The organism is Sphingomonas sp. GW821-FHT10C01 (assembly GCF_059415525.1).
The window spans coordinates 611507-628178 of the sequence record NZ_JBWKNK010000001.1; the positions used below are offsets into that span (position 1 = coordinate 611507).

Sequence of the window (16672 nt, forward strand, 5' to 3'; positions counted from 1 at the left end):
CCATCAAAGAGGTCGGGCAAGCTCTAGGCGATGCACGCTGGCGAGACAAATCAAGAGGCAACCGCATTGGCGCTCGCCGCGCTCGGCTGGACGGTGTCCGACGTCAGCCGCGCGCACCGGTTGCTCGACATGACGGGGCTGACGCCCGCCGATCTGCGTGCCCGGGCGGGCGAGCCTTCGGTGCTTGCGGCGGTGCTGGGATTCCTCGAGGCCTATGAGCCTGACCTGATCGCCTGCGCCGAAGCGATCGATTCGCAACCCACGGCGCTGGTGGCGGCGCGCGCCAAGCTGGAGATGGCATGAAGCCGCTGCTGATCTGCGATTGTGACGAGGTGCTGCTGCATATGGTGCGGCATTTCAGCACCTGGCTCGACGAGGCGCACGACGTCGAATTCGATGTGGCGAACCATGACTGGGCCAATGCGATGAAGCGGCGCGATGGCGCCGAGCTGACGCCCGAGGCGATGTGGGGTTATCTCGACGGCTTCTTTCCGGGTGAGATGGCGCGGCAGACGCTGGTGCCCCATGCGCGTGAGGCACTCGCGGCACTGGCCGAGACCGCCGACATCGTCATTCTCACCAATTTGAAGGATCATTGCCGCGAGCCGCGCATCGCCCAGCTCGATACACATGGCATTGTCCATCGCGTCGAATGCAATCAGGGCGGCAAGGGTCGCCCGGTGGCGCGGTTGGTCGAGGAACATGGCGCGGGCGTCACGGTGTTCGTCGACGACCTCGCCCAGCATCATGAATCGGTGGCCCGCGCCGCGCCGGAGGTTTTTCGGCTGCACATGGTCTCCGAACCTCTGATGGCGGCGGTTGTGCCCGCCGCGTCGCATGCCCACGCCCGGATCGATGACTGGCGAGAGGCGCAGCGCTGGATTTCCGATCGTTTCTCCGCCGGTACGCCGGCGACCGACCTCGCAACACTGGGAGATGCTAGATGACCGACGTGAACGCCAAGCTTGCCGAACTCGGCCTGACCCTGCCTGAAGCCGCCGCGCCGGTCGCGGCCTATGTGCCGACCGTGCTGGCGAGCGGGCTGCTCCACATCTCGGGTCAGCTTCCTTTCAAGGACGGCGCGGTGATGACCGGCCGGCTCGGCGAGGATCGCGACGTCGCTTACGGCCAGGAGGCGGCTGAGCGTTGCGCGCTGATGCTTGTCGCGCAGATCGAAAAGGCGTTGGGCGGGTTCGATCGCGTCGAGCGGATCGTGAAGCTCGGCGTGTTCGTCAACTCGGCCCCAAGCTTCACCGAGCAGCCTCAGGTTGGTAACGGTGCATCGGAGCTGATGGAGAAGCTGTTCGGCGAGGCCGGGCGTCACGCGCGCGCCGCGGTGGGTGTTGCGGCACTTCCCCGTGGCGCCGCTGTCGAAGTCGATGCGATCGTCGCCGTTCGCTGATCGTCACAAACGTGACCATGTTGTTGCGCCGCCGCCACAGCGGCGGCGCAATTGCCACGGTTGGGCGAAAGGTGATTGTGCAGCGCAGCGTGATGCGGCACATAGGCTACAGCAAACGGAAATAGCCGCGCCGGGGCGAATACCCTGAGCCAAAGGCGGCGTCCCGGTTGCTGCAGGTTGGGACCAATCGCATTTAGACGAAAGGGATCCCATGAAGTTCACCAAAGCCATTGCCGGCGCATTGCTGCTGGCGGCCACCGCCACCCCTGCCTTCGCGCAGGAGGAGACCGACGCGCCCGCCGCGTTCACCATCACCGGCAACGCCACCGTGGTCAGCGACTATCGCTTCCGCGGCTTCTCGCAGTCGAACGAGGAGGCGGCGATCCAGGGCGGCTTCACCGTCACCCATGAGAGCGGCCTCTATCTCGGCACCTGGGGCTCGAGCATCGGCTTCAACAACGGCACCGAGATCGACGTGATCGCGGGCTTCGCCAAGGAAGTCTCGTCGGGTCTGACCGCCGATGTCGGCGCGACCCTCTATCTCTATCCCGGTTCATCGAACACCACGGTGATCGAGCCCTATTTCGCGATGACCGGCACCGTCGGTCCGGCGACGGTCAAGGGCATGGTCGCATGGGCGCCGGGTGGACAGGATTCGCTGGCGGGCAACAGCGCGGTCTATCTGTCGGGTGACGTCGGCGTCGGCATTCCGACGACGCCGTTCAAGCTGAAGGGCCATCTGGGCTATGCGAAGAGCGACAGCTTCCTGGGCGGTCTGGACGGCGACGTGTTCGACTATTCGGTGGGTGTCGAAGCGACGTGGAAAATGCTGACTTTCGGCATTTCTTACGTCAACACCGACGCACCGCGCCTGGGCGGCTATAAGGAAACGGTAGGCGCCGACGGCGCGGTCCTCTTCTCGCTGGGCGCCGCTTTCTAGGCGGTCGCCGCTTCGGAACACAGCAAGGGCCGCGGAACCGGGTTCCGCGGCCCTTTTCTGTTGGCGATTCGAAGAATCAGTTCTGCGGTGTCGGGCTGGGCGTCGGGGCTGGCGTGACGGGAGCGGGTGCGGCGCCCGTGGCGGTGCGCGCGTCGCGGCCGTCACCCTGCGGCGCGGCGACGATGTCGCGGGTGGTGCTGCCCTTGTCGATCACATTGGTGCCGGGGCTGCCCGCCGAGGAGCGGACGCCGACATCGGCGGCGCTGTTGCCGCCCGCGGCCTGGATCGCCGCCTGCTCGGCCGCGCTGCGCTGCGCTGATCCGCCGAACAGCGCGTCGAGCGCCTGCTGCGACGGGCCGCCCGAATCCTGCGGGCGCGGCGCGCCGGGCTGGGGCGGGCGAAGCGCGAAATCGGGTGGGATCACCAGCGGCGCCTGACGCGCCACGGCGAACTCGTCGGGCCGCTTGCGATTGAGCATGCCGCCGCTGCCGCAGCTAACGAGCAGCATCGCCGATCCGCCGACGGCGGCGATGAGGACAGACTTACGCATTGGCATTCTCCACAGGGGCGGCTTCGGCACCGGATACTTCGGCCTTTGGTTTTTCACGCACGAACAGCGCCCGGATGAGCAGGATCACGACGCCGATGGTAATCGCAGCATCGGCGACATTGAAGACCAAAAAAGGGCGCCATTCGCCGAAGTGCAGATCGGCATAGTCAACGACATAGCCGAAGCGCACCCGGTCGACGATGTTGCCGAGCGCGCCGCCCAGCACCAGCGACAGCGCCAGGATGTCGCCGCGGTTCTTCTCGCGCGTCATCCAGAAGCCGACGGCGACCGCGATCACGCCGGTCACCGCGACCAGCGCCCAGCGCATCCAGTCGGTCTCGGCGGCCAGCAGCCCCAGCGACACGCCGTTATTGGCGACGAAGCGCAGGTCGAAGAACGAAACGATTTCCGTGACCGCGCCGGGATAGGCGATGCCGAGCTTCTCGACGACGAACGCCTTCATCGCCTGATCGGCGATAAAGATCAGCGCGGCGAGCGCGAAGCCAAGGGTACGATTGCGATTCATGAGGTCACCTTGCTGCAGCGGTGGCACAGTGCGCCCTCGGCTTCAACCTCCGGCAGCAATCGCCAGCAGCGGCCGCACTTCTGATGATCGGTCCGCGCGACCGTCACCTCGCCATCCTTCAGCTTCACATCGGCGACGATGAATACCTCGGCCAGCTCGGCGGCGGGGCGCAGCAGCTCGGGCACCGTCACTTCGGCCTCCAGGCTCGACCGGATCGTCTTTTCGCGGCGCAGCGGCTCGATCGCCTCGGTCACCTTCTCGCGCAGCGCGCGGATATCGGCCCATTCGGTCGAGATCGCATCATCGCCCGGCAGCGGCGGCAGTTCGGGCCATTCCAGGAAATGGACCGACCCGTCCTCGCTCGGATAACGGCTCTGCCACACTTCCTCGGCGGTGAAGGCGAGGATCGGCGCCGCGTAGCGGACCAGCGCGTGGAACAGCAGGTCGAGTACGGTGCGGTAGGCGCGGCGCTTGGGATCGCTCTCCGCGTCGCAATAGAGGCAGTCCTTGCGGATATCGAAGAAGAAGGCCGACAGGTCCTCGTTCATGAAGTCCGACAGCGCGCGGGCGTAGCGGTTGAACTCATAGGCCTCGGCGGCCGACTTCAGCTCGACGTCGAGCATGCCCAGCTTGTGGAGCACATACAGTTCCAGCTCGGGCATCGCCGTGACGTCCACCTTCTCCGCGTCGGTGAAGCCGTCGAGCGCGCCGAGCAGGTAGCGGAAGGTGTTGCGGATCTTGCGGTAAGCGTCGCCGGTGCCGCCCAGCACTTCCTTGCCGATGCGGACATCGTCGAAATAGTCGGTCTGCGCGACCCATAGGCGCAGGATGTCGGCACCGCTCTCGTTGATCACCTTGAGCGGATCGACGACGTTACCGAGCGACTTGGACATTTTCCGTCCCTGCCCGTCGAGCGCGAAGCCATGGGTCAGCACCGCGTCATAGGGCGCGCGACCGCGCGTGCCGCAGCTTTCGAGCAGCGAGGACTGGAACCAGCCGCGATGCTGGTCGGACCCTTCGAGATAGAGATTGGCGCGCGTTCCTTCGCCATAGCGCGCCTCGATCACGAAGCTGTGGGTCGAGCCTGAGTCGAACCACACGTCGAGGATGTCGTTGACCACCTCATAATCGGCGAGGTCATAGTCAGCGCCGAGCAGCGCCTGATGATCCGCGCCGAACCACGCATCGGCGCCGCCCTGGCGGAAGGCGTCGAGGATGCGGGCATTGACCGCGTCGTCGCGCAGATAGTCGCCGGTCTGGCGGTGGACATAGAGCGGGATCGGCACGCCCCAGGCGCGCTGGCGCGAAATCACCCAGTCCGGGCGCCCCTCGACCATCGATCGGATGCGGTTGATCGAACGCTCGGGCACCCAGCGCGTGCGCTCGATCGCGTCGAGCGCGAGCCCGCGCAGCGTCGGGTTGTTGCCGGGATTGACGATCGGCGCGAAGCCCGCGGTCTGCGCCATGCCGGGCAGTTCGTCCGCCGCCGCGCCCGCGGTGCGGCCATCGGCGCCGCGCTTGCCGTCCATCGGGATGAACCATTGCGGCGTCGCGCGGAAGATGATCTTGGCCTTGGAACGCCAGCTGTGCGGATAGCTGTGCGCGAAATCGTCCGACGCGGCGAGCAGTCCGCCCGCGTCGCGCAGGTCGGTGCAGATCGGGCCGTCGGATGCGACGAACTTCTTGTTGATGACCGATCCCTGACCGCCCAGCCACAGCCAGTCGGCGCGGTACATGCCCGCGCCGTCGACCGCGAAGACCGGATCGATGCCATGCGCCTTGCACAGCTCGAAATCGTCCTCGCCATGATCGGGCGCCATATGGACCAGGCCGGTGCCGGCATCGGTGGTGACGAATTCGCCGGGCAGGAACGGGCGGGGCTTGGCGAAGAAGCCGCCGAGATGGTGCATCGGGTGGCGAGCGACGGCGCCGGCGAGCTGCGAACCTTTACCGGTCCAAACAGTCTCAAGATCAGTAGTACCGCCAAAACCCGTCGCGGTTCGCTGTGCGAATTCCGGGATCAGCTCTTCCGCAATGACGAACTTGCCTGCGGATTTCCAAGAGGCTGCTTCTTCGCCAACCCCAATGAAGCTATCGGCGACCATCACATCGACGACGGCGTACTCGACCTCAGACCCATAGGCCAAAGCCTGGTTCACCGGGATCGTCCACGGCGTGGTCGTCCAGATCACCGCATGCGCACCGACCAGTTCGGGCGCGTTGGGGGCCTCGACGATCTCGAACGCGACGTCGATCTGGGTCGACACCACGTCCTCATATTCGACCTCGGCCTCGGCCAGCGCGGTCTTCTCGACCGGGGACCACATCACCGGCTTGGCGCCGCGATAGAGCTGGCCGCTGGTCGCGAACTTGAGCAGCTCGCCCGCGATCGTCGCCTCGGCGTCGAACTTCATGGTGAGGTAGGGATCGTCCCAGTCGCCGGTGACGCCCAGCCGCTTGAACTGCTCGCGCTGGATATCGACCCATTTGGCGGCATAGGCGCGGCATTCGGCGCGGAATTCGGCCGGGGGGACCTCGTCCTTGTTCAGCTTTTTGGCGCGGTACGCTTCCTCGATCTTCCATTCGATCGGCAGGCCGTGACAGTCCCAGCCGGGCACATAGGGCGCGTCCTTGCCCAGCAGGCTCTGGCTGCGGACCACGATGTCCTTGAGGATCTTGTTCATGGCGTGACCCATGTGCAGGTCGCCATTGGCGTAGGGCGGGCCGTCGTGAAGGATGAAGCGCTCGCGCCCCTTCCGCTGCTCGCGCAGCCGGTCATAGACGCCGATGCGTGCCCAGCGCTCCAGAATCGCAGGCTCCTTGGCGGCGAGGCCTGCCTTCATCGGGAAGTCGGTCTTCGGAAGGAAGACGGTGTCGCGCCAGTCGCGGCCGGATTCGGTGGTTTCGGTCATTTGGGGGCGGGGATTAGCTGGTGCGGGGCGATGGGGGAAGGGGAAGCTGCGTTGACACCCTCTGGTTGACAAAAATGACTCAAATGAGGGGTTTTTCGGGGAACGCGCCTGCGAAGCGACGAGTTCGCGCCTGCGACGCGGCAGGTTCGCCCCATGCAGGCGACACTGACGCGACACGCACGCGCCAATGAGGTGACACCGACGCGACACCGGCGCGACGGTTGCGGACGGTTACGCGACGGTTGTGCGCAGTCACGCGACACCGACGCGACGCCCAGGTTGACATCGACAGGATTGGGGTTCGGCTCCATCGACCAGAATGGAGCAGATGAAATCCAACATTGACAGGGGTTAGCTGCGCAGCGCCGCTTTCGCTGCTTCGCAATCCGCCGCGATCTGAGCCTTGAGGGCCTCGAGATCGTCGAACTTCGCCTCGTCGCGGATGAACTCGATGAGCTCGACCTCGATGGTCTGGCCATAGAGATCGCCGGAGAAATCGAAGAAATGGGGTTCGAGCAGCTCGACCGGCGGGTCGAAGCTCGGCCGGATGCCAAGATTGGCGGCGCCGTCGAGCACCCGGCCGTCCGGCAGATGCCCGCGCACCGCATAGATGCCGTAGCGGGGACGCAGATAGTTGCCGAGCTGGAGGTTGGCGGTGGGAAAGCCCAGCTCGCGCCCAAGCTTCGCGCCGGGCTCGACCACGCCTTGCACGGCAAAGGGGCGGGTGAGCAGGGTAGCGGCCTCGCGCGGCTTGCCAGCCTGCAACGCTTCACGGATCAGGCTGGAGGAGATCACGTCGCCCGATTCCGCGACGGGCGCGATGGTGTCGACGCTAAAGCCCAGTTCCTCGCCCAGCGCGCGCAGCACGGCGACATCGCCGTCGCGGCCCTTGCCGAAGGTGAAGTCCGCGCCGGTGACGACGCCGCCCGCGCCGATCAGTTCGACCAGCCGCTGCTGCGCAAAGGCGCGCGCGGGAAGCCCGGCGAGCGCGGCATCGAAGCCGAACACCAGCATCGCGTCGGCGCCCGCTTCGCCGAACAGACGCTGGCGCTGGTCCAGCGTGGTCAGGCGGAAGGGCAGAGTGTCGGGGCGAAAGAAGCGCATCGGGTGCGGGTCGAACGTCGCGACGATCGCCGGACGGCCCTCGGCACGGGCGCGTTCGATCGCGCGGCCCACCACCGCTTGGTGCCCCCGGTGAAACCCGTCGAAATTGCCCAGCGCGACGATCCCGCCGCGAAGATGCGCCGGAACCGAAGCCGCTCCGTCCAGCCGCTCCATGCGCGCGCCTATAGAGGCCGCTTTCGTCGGTGCCAACTCAGCCGCCAGACTCACCGCGCAGGCGCGATGCCTGCCCGCAGCAGGCGCAGGACGTTGCCGCCCATCACCTTGCTGATCTCCTGCGGCGTGAAGCCGCGGTCGACCAGTGCCTGGGTCACGAAGACGAGCTGGGCGGTGTCGAAGCCGGTCGTCACCGCGCCGTCGAAGTCGGAGCCAAGACCGACATGGTCGATGCCGACCAGGTCGCGGACATGCGCGATCGCCGCGGCGACCTTTTCGGGCTCGGTACCGCAGATCGCCGCGTCCCAATAGCCGATGCCGACGACTCCGCCGGTCTTCGCCACGCCGCGAATCTCGGCATCGGAGAGGTTGCGGTTGACCTTGCACACCGCCTGCACGCCGCCATGGCTGGAGACGACGGGGCGCTTCGCCATGGCCAGGATCTCAGCCACCGATGCGTGGCTGGCATGGGCGATGTCGACCACCATGCCCAGCTCCTCCATGCGGCGGACGGTCTTGCGGCCAAGTGGTGTGAGCCCGCCCTTGGCCAGGCCATGCATCGATCCGGCCAGCTCGTTGTCGAAGAAGTGGGTGAGGCCCGCCATGCGGAAACCCGCGGCGTGCAGCCGGTCGATATTGGCGAGCTTGCCCTGCATGTTCTGCAGGCCCTCGATCGAGAGCAGGCCACCGACGATCTTCTGCCCCTTGGCGCGCGCGTCGAGCAGTGCGTCGAGATCGGCGGGGGTACGGATCACGCGCAGCTTGCCGTCCGAAGCTGCGGCGGCGCGGTCGAGTTTTTGGGCGTGGAACAGCGAGCGCTCGAGCAGCGAGGTCCAGGTGCGCGGCGGCTGGAGCTGGGCGACGGTCAGCAGCGTGATGTTGTCGCTGTCGGCGCCATTGGCGTCGTAATTCTGGTTCTTGGGGGTCTTGGTGACCGAAGAGAAAACCTGAAGTGCGACATTGCCCTCGATCAGCCGGGGCAGGTCGACCTGACCGCGATCCGAGCGGTCGTTGAGGCTGCGCTTCCACAGCAACGTGTCCTCATGCAGATCGGCGATCTGCAGGCTGTCGTGCAACTTTCTCGTCTCCGGGCTGACGGCGGGGAGCTTCGTTGCCACCACCTTGTTCATACCCTTCTCGACGATGCCGGGTGCGAATACGAAGAACGCGGCGGCGGCGATCAGGACAAGGATGATCGCCCAGAACAACAGCTTCCGCATCGTCTTTCCTCCCCGCCGGGACGCCGGAATCGCGCCGGAATCCACTGACCGCATGGTGTGCGGCAGCATGGCTCGCGGCACAAGGCCGGATTGACGATTACGTCAAGCGTTCGAGGGTGACGAAGCTGTGGGCCGGGCGGTCGCCGTCGGCGGGATATTCCTCGCGCGCCATCTCGCGCCATTCGGTGCCAAAAGGCGGGACGATGGCATCGCCGTCGGGCGAGACATGGACCTGCGTCAACTCGATGCGGTCGGCGAGTGGCAGGAACAGCGCGAAAATCTCCGCACCGCCGATCACCGCGATGTCGCCTTCCCCCGCGAGCGCCAGCGCGTCCTCGACCGAGGTGGCGACCTCCGCCCCTTCGCGCCGCCACGACGCATCGCGCGTCAGCACGATGTGGCGACGGCCGGGCAGGGGCGAGGGGAAACTCTCAAAGGTCTTGCGGCCCATGATCATGGGCTTGCCCATGGTCTGGGCCTTGAAGCGCTTGAGGTCGGCCGGCAGGTGCCAGGGCAGTCGTCCGTCCACCCCGATCACGCCGTTATCGGCCCGCGCGAGATGGAAGCTGATCAGACCGCGACCTCGGCCTTGATGTGCGGCTGGGCGACATAATCGTGGAGGACGAAGTCCTCATACTCATAGGCGTCGATCGAGTCCGGCTTGCGCAGGATTTCGAGCCGCGGGAGCGGGCCGGGCGCGCGGGAGAGCTGCAGCTCGGCCTGTTCCAGGTGGTTGGAGTAGAGGTGGCAGTCGCCGCCGGTCCAGATGAACTCGCCCGGCTCCAGGTCGCATTGCTGCGCGAGCATATGGGTGAGCAGCGCGTAGCTCGCGATGTTGAATGGCACGCCGAGGAAGATGTCGGCTGAGCGCTGGTAAAGCTGGAGCGAGAGCTTGCCGTTCGCGACATGGCACTGGAACAGGCAGTGGCACGGCGCCAGCGCCATCGCGCCCAGCTCGCCCGGGTTCCAGGCGGACACGATCATCCGGCGCGAGGCGGGGTTGGCCTTCAGGGTCTCGATCAGTTCCTTGATCTGGTCGATATGGTTGCCGTCGGGCGCCTGCCAGTCGCGCCATTGCTTGCCATAGACGGGGCCGAGGTCGCCATTCTCGTCGGCCCATTCGTCCCAGATGCTGACCTTGCGCTCGTTGAGCCATTTCACATTGGTGTCGCCGCGCAGGAACCACAGCAGTTCGACGATGATCGAGCGGAGATGCAGCTTCTTGGTGGTCAGCACCGGAAAGCCCTGCGACAGGTCGAAGCGCATCTGGTGGCCGAACACGCTGCGCGTGCCGACGCCGGTGCGGTCCATCTGCACCGCGCCATGGGCTAGCGCCCGTTCCATGAGATCGAGATATTGCCGCATCGCCCCGCAGCCTAGCCGAGCACCGCCGCGCCGCCAAGCGCGGGCGCCCGTGAAGCTGTGGATCGTCTCAAGTCCATAATGGATGAAGGACGATCCGCTGCGGAGGTGGTTCGGCTCGACGGCGTCAGCGGATTTCGAAACGATACCGGAATGACGTTGCACGCGTCTCTCCCATCCCCCGGCACGCCGTTCGCGGCGGCGGGACAGCTCGTCGCGGACAGCGTCGCCGGGGAAAAGGTCGAGGTCGCGGCCTTCGCCTATTGCGACGGTGAAGGTCGCGTGCTCGGGCTTCGCCATGCGCGCGGCACCGTGTCAGACGCGATCGATCTCCCCATCCGGCGTGTCGCCATCGATGCGCTCAGCCTCGATGCGGCGGTGGTGGTGATGGCGCACAACCATCCAAGCGGTGAGGCCTGGCCGAGCCGTGCCGATCGCGATGCTACCCGACAACTGTCCGATGCGCTGCGCGCGCTCGGCGTGCGGCTGCACGAACATCTGGTGGTGGGCAACGGCGGCGCATGGAGCTTTCGCGCCGCCGGACTGCTCTAGGCTATTCGTCCGTCGTGGATTGAGGGGCTGGTGCGGCACCCTTCTTGGCGGATGGCTTGAAGCGACAGGCGCGGATCGCCTCGGGCGCGGGCCGTGGCCCTTCCGCCTTGAACGTGGCGAGATAACCGCCAGCCGACGGCATGTCGCGCATCGTCACCAGCTTGTAGCCGACCGCGGCGAATTCGCATTTCAGCAGTTCGGGCGGGGTGCCGTGATTCTGCGTCTCGCGATCGGCATCGACGACGACGACCAGCCCGTCGGGGCGCAACGAAGGGCGCATCCGCCAGAGGAATTCATAGGGGTCTTCGACCTCATGGTACATGTGCACCATCAGGATACGGTCGAAGCTGTTCTCGGGCAGTTTGGGGTCTTCCGGCTCACCCAGGCGCACGCTGACATTGTCCAGCCGCTCGCGCGACACGCGCTGGGCGAGCGCGTCACGCACGCCGGGGATGATGTCCTGCGCCAATACGCGTCCGCGCTTGCCGACGCGGGCGGAGAGGCGGATCGTGTAATAGCCTTCACCAGCACCGATATCGGCGACGGTGGTGCCCGGCTTGATCTGGGCGAGGTCCATCACCGCGTCGGCTTCGTTGAGCCGGTCGCGGGCCTCCTCGGTCGACCAGCGCGCGGAGACGATGGTCGCGACCGGACGGTCGGCGGCGGGGAAGTGAAGCTCCTGCTCGGCTTCGGGCTTGGGCGCCGGGCGCGGCTCGGTCGCGTCGCACCCCGCAATCGCAAGGGCACCCAGCATCAGCAGCGAGGCGCCCTTTGGCCTCAATCCACGTCCTCCACCTCAACCGTTTCGCCGGTCACGCGCTGTGATAGCGCAGCTGCCATGAACGGGTCGAGTGCCCCGTCGAGCACATCTGCGGGCGCGGTGGAAGTGGTTCCGGTGCGCAGATCCTTCACCAGCTGATAGGGCTGGAGGACATAGGAGCGGATCTGGTGGCCCCAGCCGATCTCGGTCTTGGCCGAATAGGTGCCCATCGCCGCCGCTTCGCGCTTGGCGAGTTCCGCTTCGTACATGCGCGCCTTCAGCATCCCCATCGCGGTCGCGCGGTTCTTGTGCTGCGAACGATCCTGCTGGCTGGCGACGATGATGCCGCTTGGAACGTGAGTGATTCGGACCGCGGAGTCGGTGGTGTTGACGTGCTGCCCGCCCGCGCCCGACGCGCGATAGGTATCGATCTTCAGGTCGCTCTCGTTGATCTCGATCTCGATCGAATCGTCGATCACCGGATAGACCCAGACGGACGAGAAGCTGGTGTGGCGCCGCGCCGAGCTGTCATAGGGGCTGATGCGGACCAGGCGGTGCACGCCGCTTTCGGTCTTGGCATAGCCATATGCGTTCTCGCCCTTGATCAGCAGGGTCGCGGACTTGATCCCGGCCTGTTCGCCGGCGTGATAGTCCATCAGCTCGACCTTGAAGCCGTGGCGCTCGGCCCAGCGTGTGTACATGCGCTGGAGCATCTCGGCCCAGTCCTGGCTCTCGGTGCCGCCGGCGCCCGAATGGACTTCGAGATAGGTGTCGTTGCCGTCGGCCTCGCCCGAGAGTAGTGCCTTGACCTTGTCCTCTTCGGCGCGCGCGGCGAGCGCGGCGAGGCCGGCGACGCCCTCGACCGCCATTTCCTCGTCGCCCTCGGCCTCGGCCATCTCGATCAGCTCGGACGTGTCGGACAGCTCGCGCTCGATCGCGCGGGTCGCCGTGATCGATTCGTCGAGCCGGCGGCGCTCGCGCATCACGTCCTGCGCGGCCTTGGGATTCTCCCACAGCGTCGGATCCTCGACCCGCGCATTGAGTTCGTCGAGCCGACGCAGCGCCTTGTCCCAGTCGATGAAGCGACGGAGCAGCGCGAGCGCATCATTGATCTTGTCGGCATATGCCTGCGCTTCGGCGCGCATCGTCGTAACCTTTCAAACTTCAAGGGCACGGCAGAACCGGACCGTTTATTCGTCACCCCGGCCTTGTGCCGGGGTCCACCGGGCGACAAGCGTGGTGCAAGAGGCTCAAGTCCATCCCTTCAGGCACCGTGGACCCAGGCACAAGGCCGGGGTGACGGTGAGGTCCGGATTTTGATCCCCGCTAGTAGATTCCGCCCTCGCGTTGCAAGAAGTCGCTGTCGCGGGGCCCTTCCTGACGCACGGCTTTCTTGGTCACCTCGGCCTTGGGGGCATCCGCCGCTTCACTGTGACGCGCACGGCGGCGGGGTTCGCTCTCGGGCTTGAACGCTTCCCATATCACCCCGGCCTTGGGGTCGGTACCCGGCCAGGCACCATAGACACGGCGACCGCTGGCGCGGTCGATGCGCACCATGCGGATACCCGCAGGGGCGGTGAAGGGAAGTACGTCCATCCCCTCATACGCCTTTTGCGCGAACTGCTTGAAGATCGGCGCGGCGAGCGTGCCGCCCTGCGCATATCCGCCCAGATTGGTCGGTGTGTCGTAGCCGATATAGACGCCGGCGATCATCTGCGGCGTGCCGCCGATGAACCATACGTCGCGCGGGCCGTTCGAAGTGCCGGTCTTGCCCATGATCGGACGATTGAGGTCGCGCAGGATGGTCGCGGTGCCGCGCTGGATCACGCCTTCGGTAATGTGCACCATCTGATAGGCGCTCATCGCATCGATCACCTGACGCGAGCGGATGACCGGGCGCGGCATCGGCTTGCCGTCCCAGTCGGGCATGTTGCAGCGGTCGCATGCGCGCCAGTTCTCCGGCCAGATTACCTTGCCGTGGCGATCCTGTGCGAAATCGACGAGCGAGGGATTAAGGGCGCGGCCGTGATTGACCAGGATCGAATAGGCGTTGACCATCCGCATCACCGTCGTCTCCCCCGCGCCGAGCGAGTAGGAGAGATAAGGCGGATATTTCTGTGAGCTGACCCCCATGCGCTGCATGACGTCGACCACCTTTTCCATCCCGGTGGTGTTTGCTGCCTGCACGGTCATCAGATTGCGCGACTGCTCGACGCCCCAGCGCAGCGTCTTTGGCCCCGCGCCGCGCGTGCCGCCAAAGTTGCGGAAGCATTTCTGGCCGAGCGCCGCGCCCTGATAGACGCAGAAGGGGCCGTCGACGATGATCGAGGCGGGGGTCATCCCGTTCTCGAGCGCGGCGGCATAGACGATCGGCTTGATCGTCGATCCCGGCTGGCGCTGCGCCTGGGTCGCGCGGTTGAACGCCTGTACCGTCGCATCGAAGCCGCCCTGCATCGCGAGCACGCGGCCGGTGTTTGGATCCTGGACGATCATCCCGCCGGAAACCTTGGGGATCGAACGCAGCCCGAAGACGCCGCCCTCGGGTGCGACCGCGATGACGTCGCCGGGCTTCAGGACGTTGAATGCAGCCCCGCCCTGGCCGCGTACTGGCATCTGCGCACCGGAGGCGGGCAGCGCCCCGGTCTGGCCGTCGCCGAAGCCGAGCTCCACCGTGCCGCCGCTATTCGAGATGACGATCGCCGGGCGCCAGTCCTCATAGTCGAGGTTGATGTTGGTGTTGAGCAGCGCCGCCCGCCAATTGTCGCCCTCGAAAGCCACTTCGCGCATCGGGCCGGACCAGCCGCGTCCGCGGTCGTAACGGAGCAGGCCGTCGCGCAGCGCTTTCTGCGCCGCCTTCTGGAGTTCCGGGTCGAACGAGGTTCGAACCCACAGGCCGCCGGCATAGACGCTGTACGGTCCGACCTTTTCGGTCTCGCCGAACTTGTCGAGCAGCTGGCGGCGGACTTCCTCGATGAAATAGCCGCCGAGCGGATCGACCGTGGGCGACTTGCGCGGCACCGCGCCGAGCGGGGCCGCGATCGCGGCCTGATAGGCCGCCTGGTCGATATAGCCATTGTCGCGCATCTGCCCGAGCACCCAGTTGCGCCGCTCGATCGCGCGATCGGCATGGCGCTCGGGCATATAGTTGGACGGACCCTTGGGCAGGATCGCGAGATAGGCGAATTGCGGCAGGCTGAGCTGGCTCAGATCCTTGTCGAAATAGGCATGTGCCGCGGCCTCGACTCCGAACGCGTTCCGGCCGAGCGCGATCTGGTTGAGGTAGAGTTCGAGGATCTGCTCCTTCGACAGCGTATTCTCGATGCGGAAGGCGAGAATCGCCTCGCGCGCCTTGCGGACGTAGCTGACCTCGTTGTTGAGCAGCAGGTTCTTGGCGACCTGTTGCGTGATGGTCGAAGTGCCGCGTGGGGTCTCGCCGCTGGTCAGCCCCTGCCACGCTGCGCGGACCAGGCCAGGATAGTCGACGCCGCCATGGTCGAAGAAGGTCTTGTCCTCGGCCGAGAGGAAGGCGCCGACGAGCAATTTGGGATATTCGTCATAGGACAGCTCAACGCGACGCTCGCGCGCATAGCTGCGCAGCGGGGAGCCGTCGCCCTGCCGGACATTGGTCGGCAGCGGCGGCTCATAGGCGCGCAACATGTCGACCGAGGGCAGGTCGCGCAGGAACAATGCCCACAGCACCGCCGTTCCGACACCTGAGAGCAGCGCCAGCCACGCGAGTACCTTGAACCACCAGCGTTTGCGGAGTTCCGCAAAGCGGCCTCCGGCATCCCCTCGCGTGAACTTCAGCCTGAAATTGGGTTGGGTCGCTTCCGCCATTGGGGCGGGGTTTAGCAGGATTGAAGCGCCTTGCCACCCGCGCATGCGGCGGGTGGTGAAAGACCTCTCACCGCGCCGCCGTCCGGGTCGCGAAATGGATTGCGACCGCGCGATTCACGCTCTCGGCGATGCGGCGGCGGCCGTCGGCGGAGTTGAGGAAAGCCGCGTCCTTGGCGTTCGAGATATAGCCGGTCTCGAACAGGATCGACGGGACGTCGGGCGCCTTCAGTACCAGCAGCGACGCCATGCGATGGTAATTGTCCTTGACCGGGATCAGTCCCTGGGCCTCGCGGCCGAGCAGCCGCGCGAACTTGGCCGAGCTATTCATCGTCTCGCGCTGGGTCAGGTCGATCAGGATCGATGACACCTCCCGATTCTGTCCACCCAGGTCGATGCCCGAGAGCAGATCCGACTTGTTTTCGCGCGCGGCCAGGCGTGCGGCTTCCTTGTCCGATGCGATCTCCGACAGGGTATAGACGGTCGCGCCGCTGGCCTCGGCATTGTGGGCGGCGTCGCAATGGACCGAGATGAAGAGCGCGGCGCCGAGCTTGCGCGCGATCTCGAATCGATCGCGGTGAAGCAGATAGCGGTCGTCCTCGCGTGTCATCGCGACACGGACCCGGCCTGAGGCGACCAGTTCGTCGCGCATCGCTCGCGCGACCTTGAGCGTCAGGTCCTTTTCCTGGAGACCGTCGGCTGACATCGCGCCGGGATCGTGCCCGCCATGGCCGGCATCGATCACCACCAGTGGCCGGCTGTCGTTGCCCTGGATTCGCGGCAACCGATAGGCGGCCGGACGTGCCGGCACCGGCGCCGATACGCTGTAGCTGTGGCGCGTCGCGGCCCCAGCGAAACTGAACGGGGGCAGGAAGCTCATCCGACCTTCAGCCGCGGCTCGGGCGAAGCGCGAATCGTCGACCGTTCGCAACTCGAGCGTGAGCGCCGTGCCATCTGCGGAGAAGCGGCCCTGCGTCACGATCGCGGGGCGGGACAGGTCGAACACCACGCGGGATCCATCGCCGCGCGCCGCCTGCCGAATCCCGTTGACCGGCCCGCGGGCATCGGCGCGCGCGCCCGGAGCCGCGCCCGTCAGATCGAGCGCGATACGGTTCGGACCCGCGAGCACGAAGCTGCTCGCCGACGCCACCCGTTCATCGAACTGGATGACGATGCGATTCGACTGAACGTCGATGTCGCGGATCGTGCCTGCCCAACTCGGCGCGCCGGACAGCCAGCCGGCGAGGAGGGCAAGAAAGAAGGACACCCGGGCGATATGCCGCGCCGGGCTGGGGGGGGTCCAGCCCAAAAGCATGCACTTTTACTCACAAAGCTA

At 66.2% G+C, this 16672-nt stretch carries 16 protein-coding genes; 5 read left to right on the forward strand and 11 right to left on the reverse strand.

What is annotated here, in order from left to right:
- The first annotated feature begins 30 nt into the window (after window positions 1-30).
- The 4 genes from AC07M1_RS03005 to AC07M1_RS03020 all read left to right on the forward strand — a co-directional run bounded on the left by AC07M1_RS03005 (window position 31) and on the right by AC07M1_RS03020 (window position 2342).
- Entirely contained in the window at window positions 31-303 is a 273-nt protein-coding gene (locus AC07M1_RS03005; protein WP_495161086.1) for a DUF3572 family protein, read from the forward strand.
- A complete protein-coding gene (locus tag AC07M1_RS03010) occupies window positions 300-947 on the forward strand; it encodes an HAD family hydrolase (RefSeq protein WP_495161087.1) in 648 nt (215 codons plus the stop codon). Before AC07M1_RS03005 ends, AC07M1_RS03010 begins: the two co-directional genes overlap by 4 nt.
- Complete coding sequence (locus AC07M1_RS03015; protein ID WP_495161088.1) at window positions 944-1402, forward strand: RidA family protein; 459 nt, start codon at window positions 944-946, stop codon at window positions 1400-1402. The genes AC07M1_RS03010 and AC07M1_RS03015 overlap by 4 nt, the downstream gene beginning before the upstream one ends.
- A gap of 211 nt (window positions 1403-1613) precedes the next feature.
- Window positions 1614-2342 (forward strand): TorF family putative porin, encoded by a 729-nt coding sequence (locus AC07M1_RS03020; RefSeq protein ID WP_495161089.1) that lies wholly within the window; start codon window positions 1614-1616, stop codon window positions 2340-2342.
- 76 nt (window positions 2343-2418) lie between these two features.
- Here the strand turns inward: AC07M1_RS03020 and AC07M1_RS03025 are convergent, their stop codons facing one another.
- From AC07M1_RS03025 to AC07M1_RS03055, 7 genes are all read right to left on the reverse strand, one after another.
- Window positions 2419-2892: a DUF3035 domain-containing protein gene (locus tag AC07M1_RS03025; RefSeq protein WP_495161090.1), complete on the reverse strand. Its 474-nt coding sequence runs from the start codon at window positions 2890-2892 to the stop codon at window positions 2419-2421.
- Window positions 2885-3418 (reverse strand): signal peptidase II, encoded by a 534-nt coding sequence (gene lspA / locus AC07M1_RS03030; RefSeq protein WP_495161091.1) that lies wholly within the window; start codon window positions 3416-3418, stop codon window positions 2885-2887. Before lspA ends, AC07M1_RS03025 begins: the two co-directional genes overlap by 8 nt.
- Window positions 3415-6330 carry an isoleucine--tRNA ligase gene (gene ileS / locus AC07M1_RS03035; protein ID WP_495161092.1) on the reverse strand — a complete coding sequence of 972 codons (2916 nt, stop codon included), beginning with the start codon at window positions 6328-6330 and terminating at the stop codon, window positions 3415-3417. The genes lspA and ileS overlap by 4 nt, the downstream gene beginning before the upstream one ends.
- A 351-nt stretch (window positions 6331-6681) precedes the next feature.
- The gene (locus AC07M1_RS03040) at window positions 6682-7608 is read right to left on the reverse strand and encodes a bifunctional riboflavin kinase/FAD synthetase (RefSeq protein ID WP_495161093.1); all 927 of its coding nucleotides are present in this window, start codon (window positions 7606-7608) and stop codon (window positions 6682-6684) included.
- Between the two features lie 50 nt (window positions 7609-7658).
- Window positions 7659-8828 carry a dipeptidase gene (locus AC07M1_RS03045; protein ID WP_495161094.1) on the reverse strand — a complete coding sequence of 390 codons (1170 nt, stop codon included), beginning with the start codon at window positions 8826-8828 and terminating at the stop codon, window positions 7659-7661.
- A gap of 97 nt (window positions 8829-8925) precedes the next feature.
- Entirely contained in the window at window positions 8926-9402 is a 477-nt protein-coding gene (locus tag AC07M1_RS03050; RefSeq protein ID WP_495162802.1) for a dihydrofolate reductase, read from the reverse strand.
- A complete protein-coding gene (locus tag AC07M1_RS03055; RefSeq protein ID WP_495162803.1) occupies window positions 9399-10193 on the reverse strand; it encodes a thymidylate synthase in 795 nt (264 codons plus the stop codon). Before AC07M1_RS03055 ends, AC07M1_RS03050 begins: the two co-directional genes overlap by 4 nt.
- 150 nt (window positions 10194-10343) lie before the next feature.
- Between AC07M1_RS03055 and AC07M1_RS03060 the strand changes: the two genes are divergently transcribed.
- Window positions 10344-10742, forward strand: a complete 399-nt coding sequence (locus AC07M1_RS03060) for a JAB domain-containing protein (protein ID WP_495161095.1) — start codon at window positions 10344-10346, stop codon at window positions 10740-10742.
- 1 nt (window position 10743) lies between these two features.
- On the opposite strand, the gene AC07M1_RS03065 is transcribed toward AC07M1_RS03060, so the two are convergent.
- From AC07M1_RS03065 to AC07M1_RS03080, 4 genes are all read right to left on the reverse strand, one after another.
- A complete protein-coding gene (locus tag AC07M1_RS03065) occupies window positions 10744-11496 on the reverse strand; it encodes a class I SAM-dependent methyltransferase (RefSeq protein WP_495162804.1) in 753 nt (250 codons plus the stop codon).
- A 23-nt stretch (window positions 11497-11519) separates the two neighbouring features.
- Window positions 11520-12647: a peptide chain release factor 2 gene (gene prfB / locus AC07M1_RS03070; protein WP_495161096.1), complete on the reverse strand. Its 1128-nt coding sequence runs from the start codon at window positions 12645-12647 to the stop codon at window positions 11520-11522.
- 181 nt (window positions 12648-12828) lie between these two features.
- On the reverse strand, window positions 12829-15339 hold the full coding sequence (locus AC07M1_RS03075; RefSeq protein ID WP_495161097.1) for a penicillin-binding protein 1A: 2511 nt from the start codon (window positions 15337-15339) through the stop codon (window positions 12829-12831).
- 67 nt (window positions 15340-15406) lie between these two features.
- Window positions 15407-16651 carry an N-acetylmuramoyl-L-alanine amidase gene (locus AC07M1_RS03080; protein ID WP_495161098.1) on the reverse strand — a complete coding sequence of 415 codons (1245 nt, stop codon included), beginning with the start codon at window positions 16649-16651 and terminating at the stop codon, window positions 15407-15409.
- Between the last annotated feature and the right edge of the window lie 21 nt (window positions 16652-16672).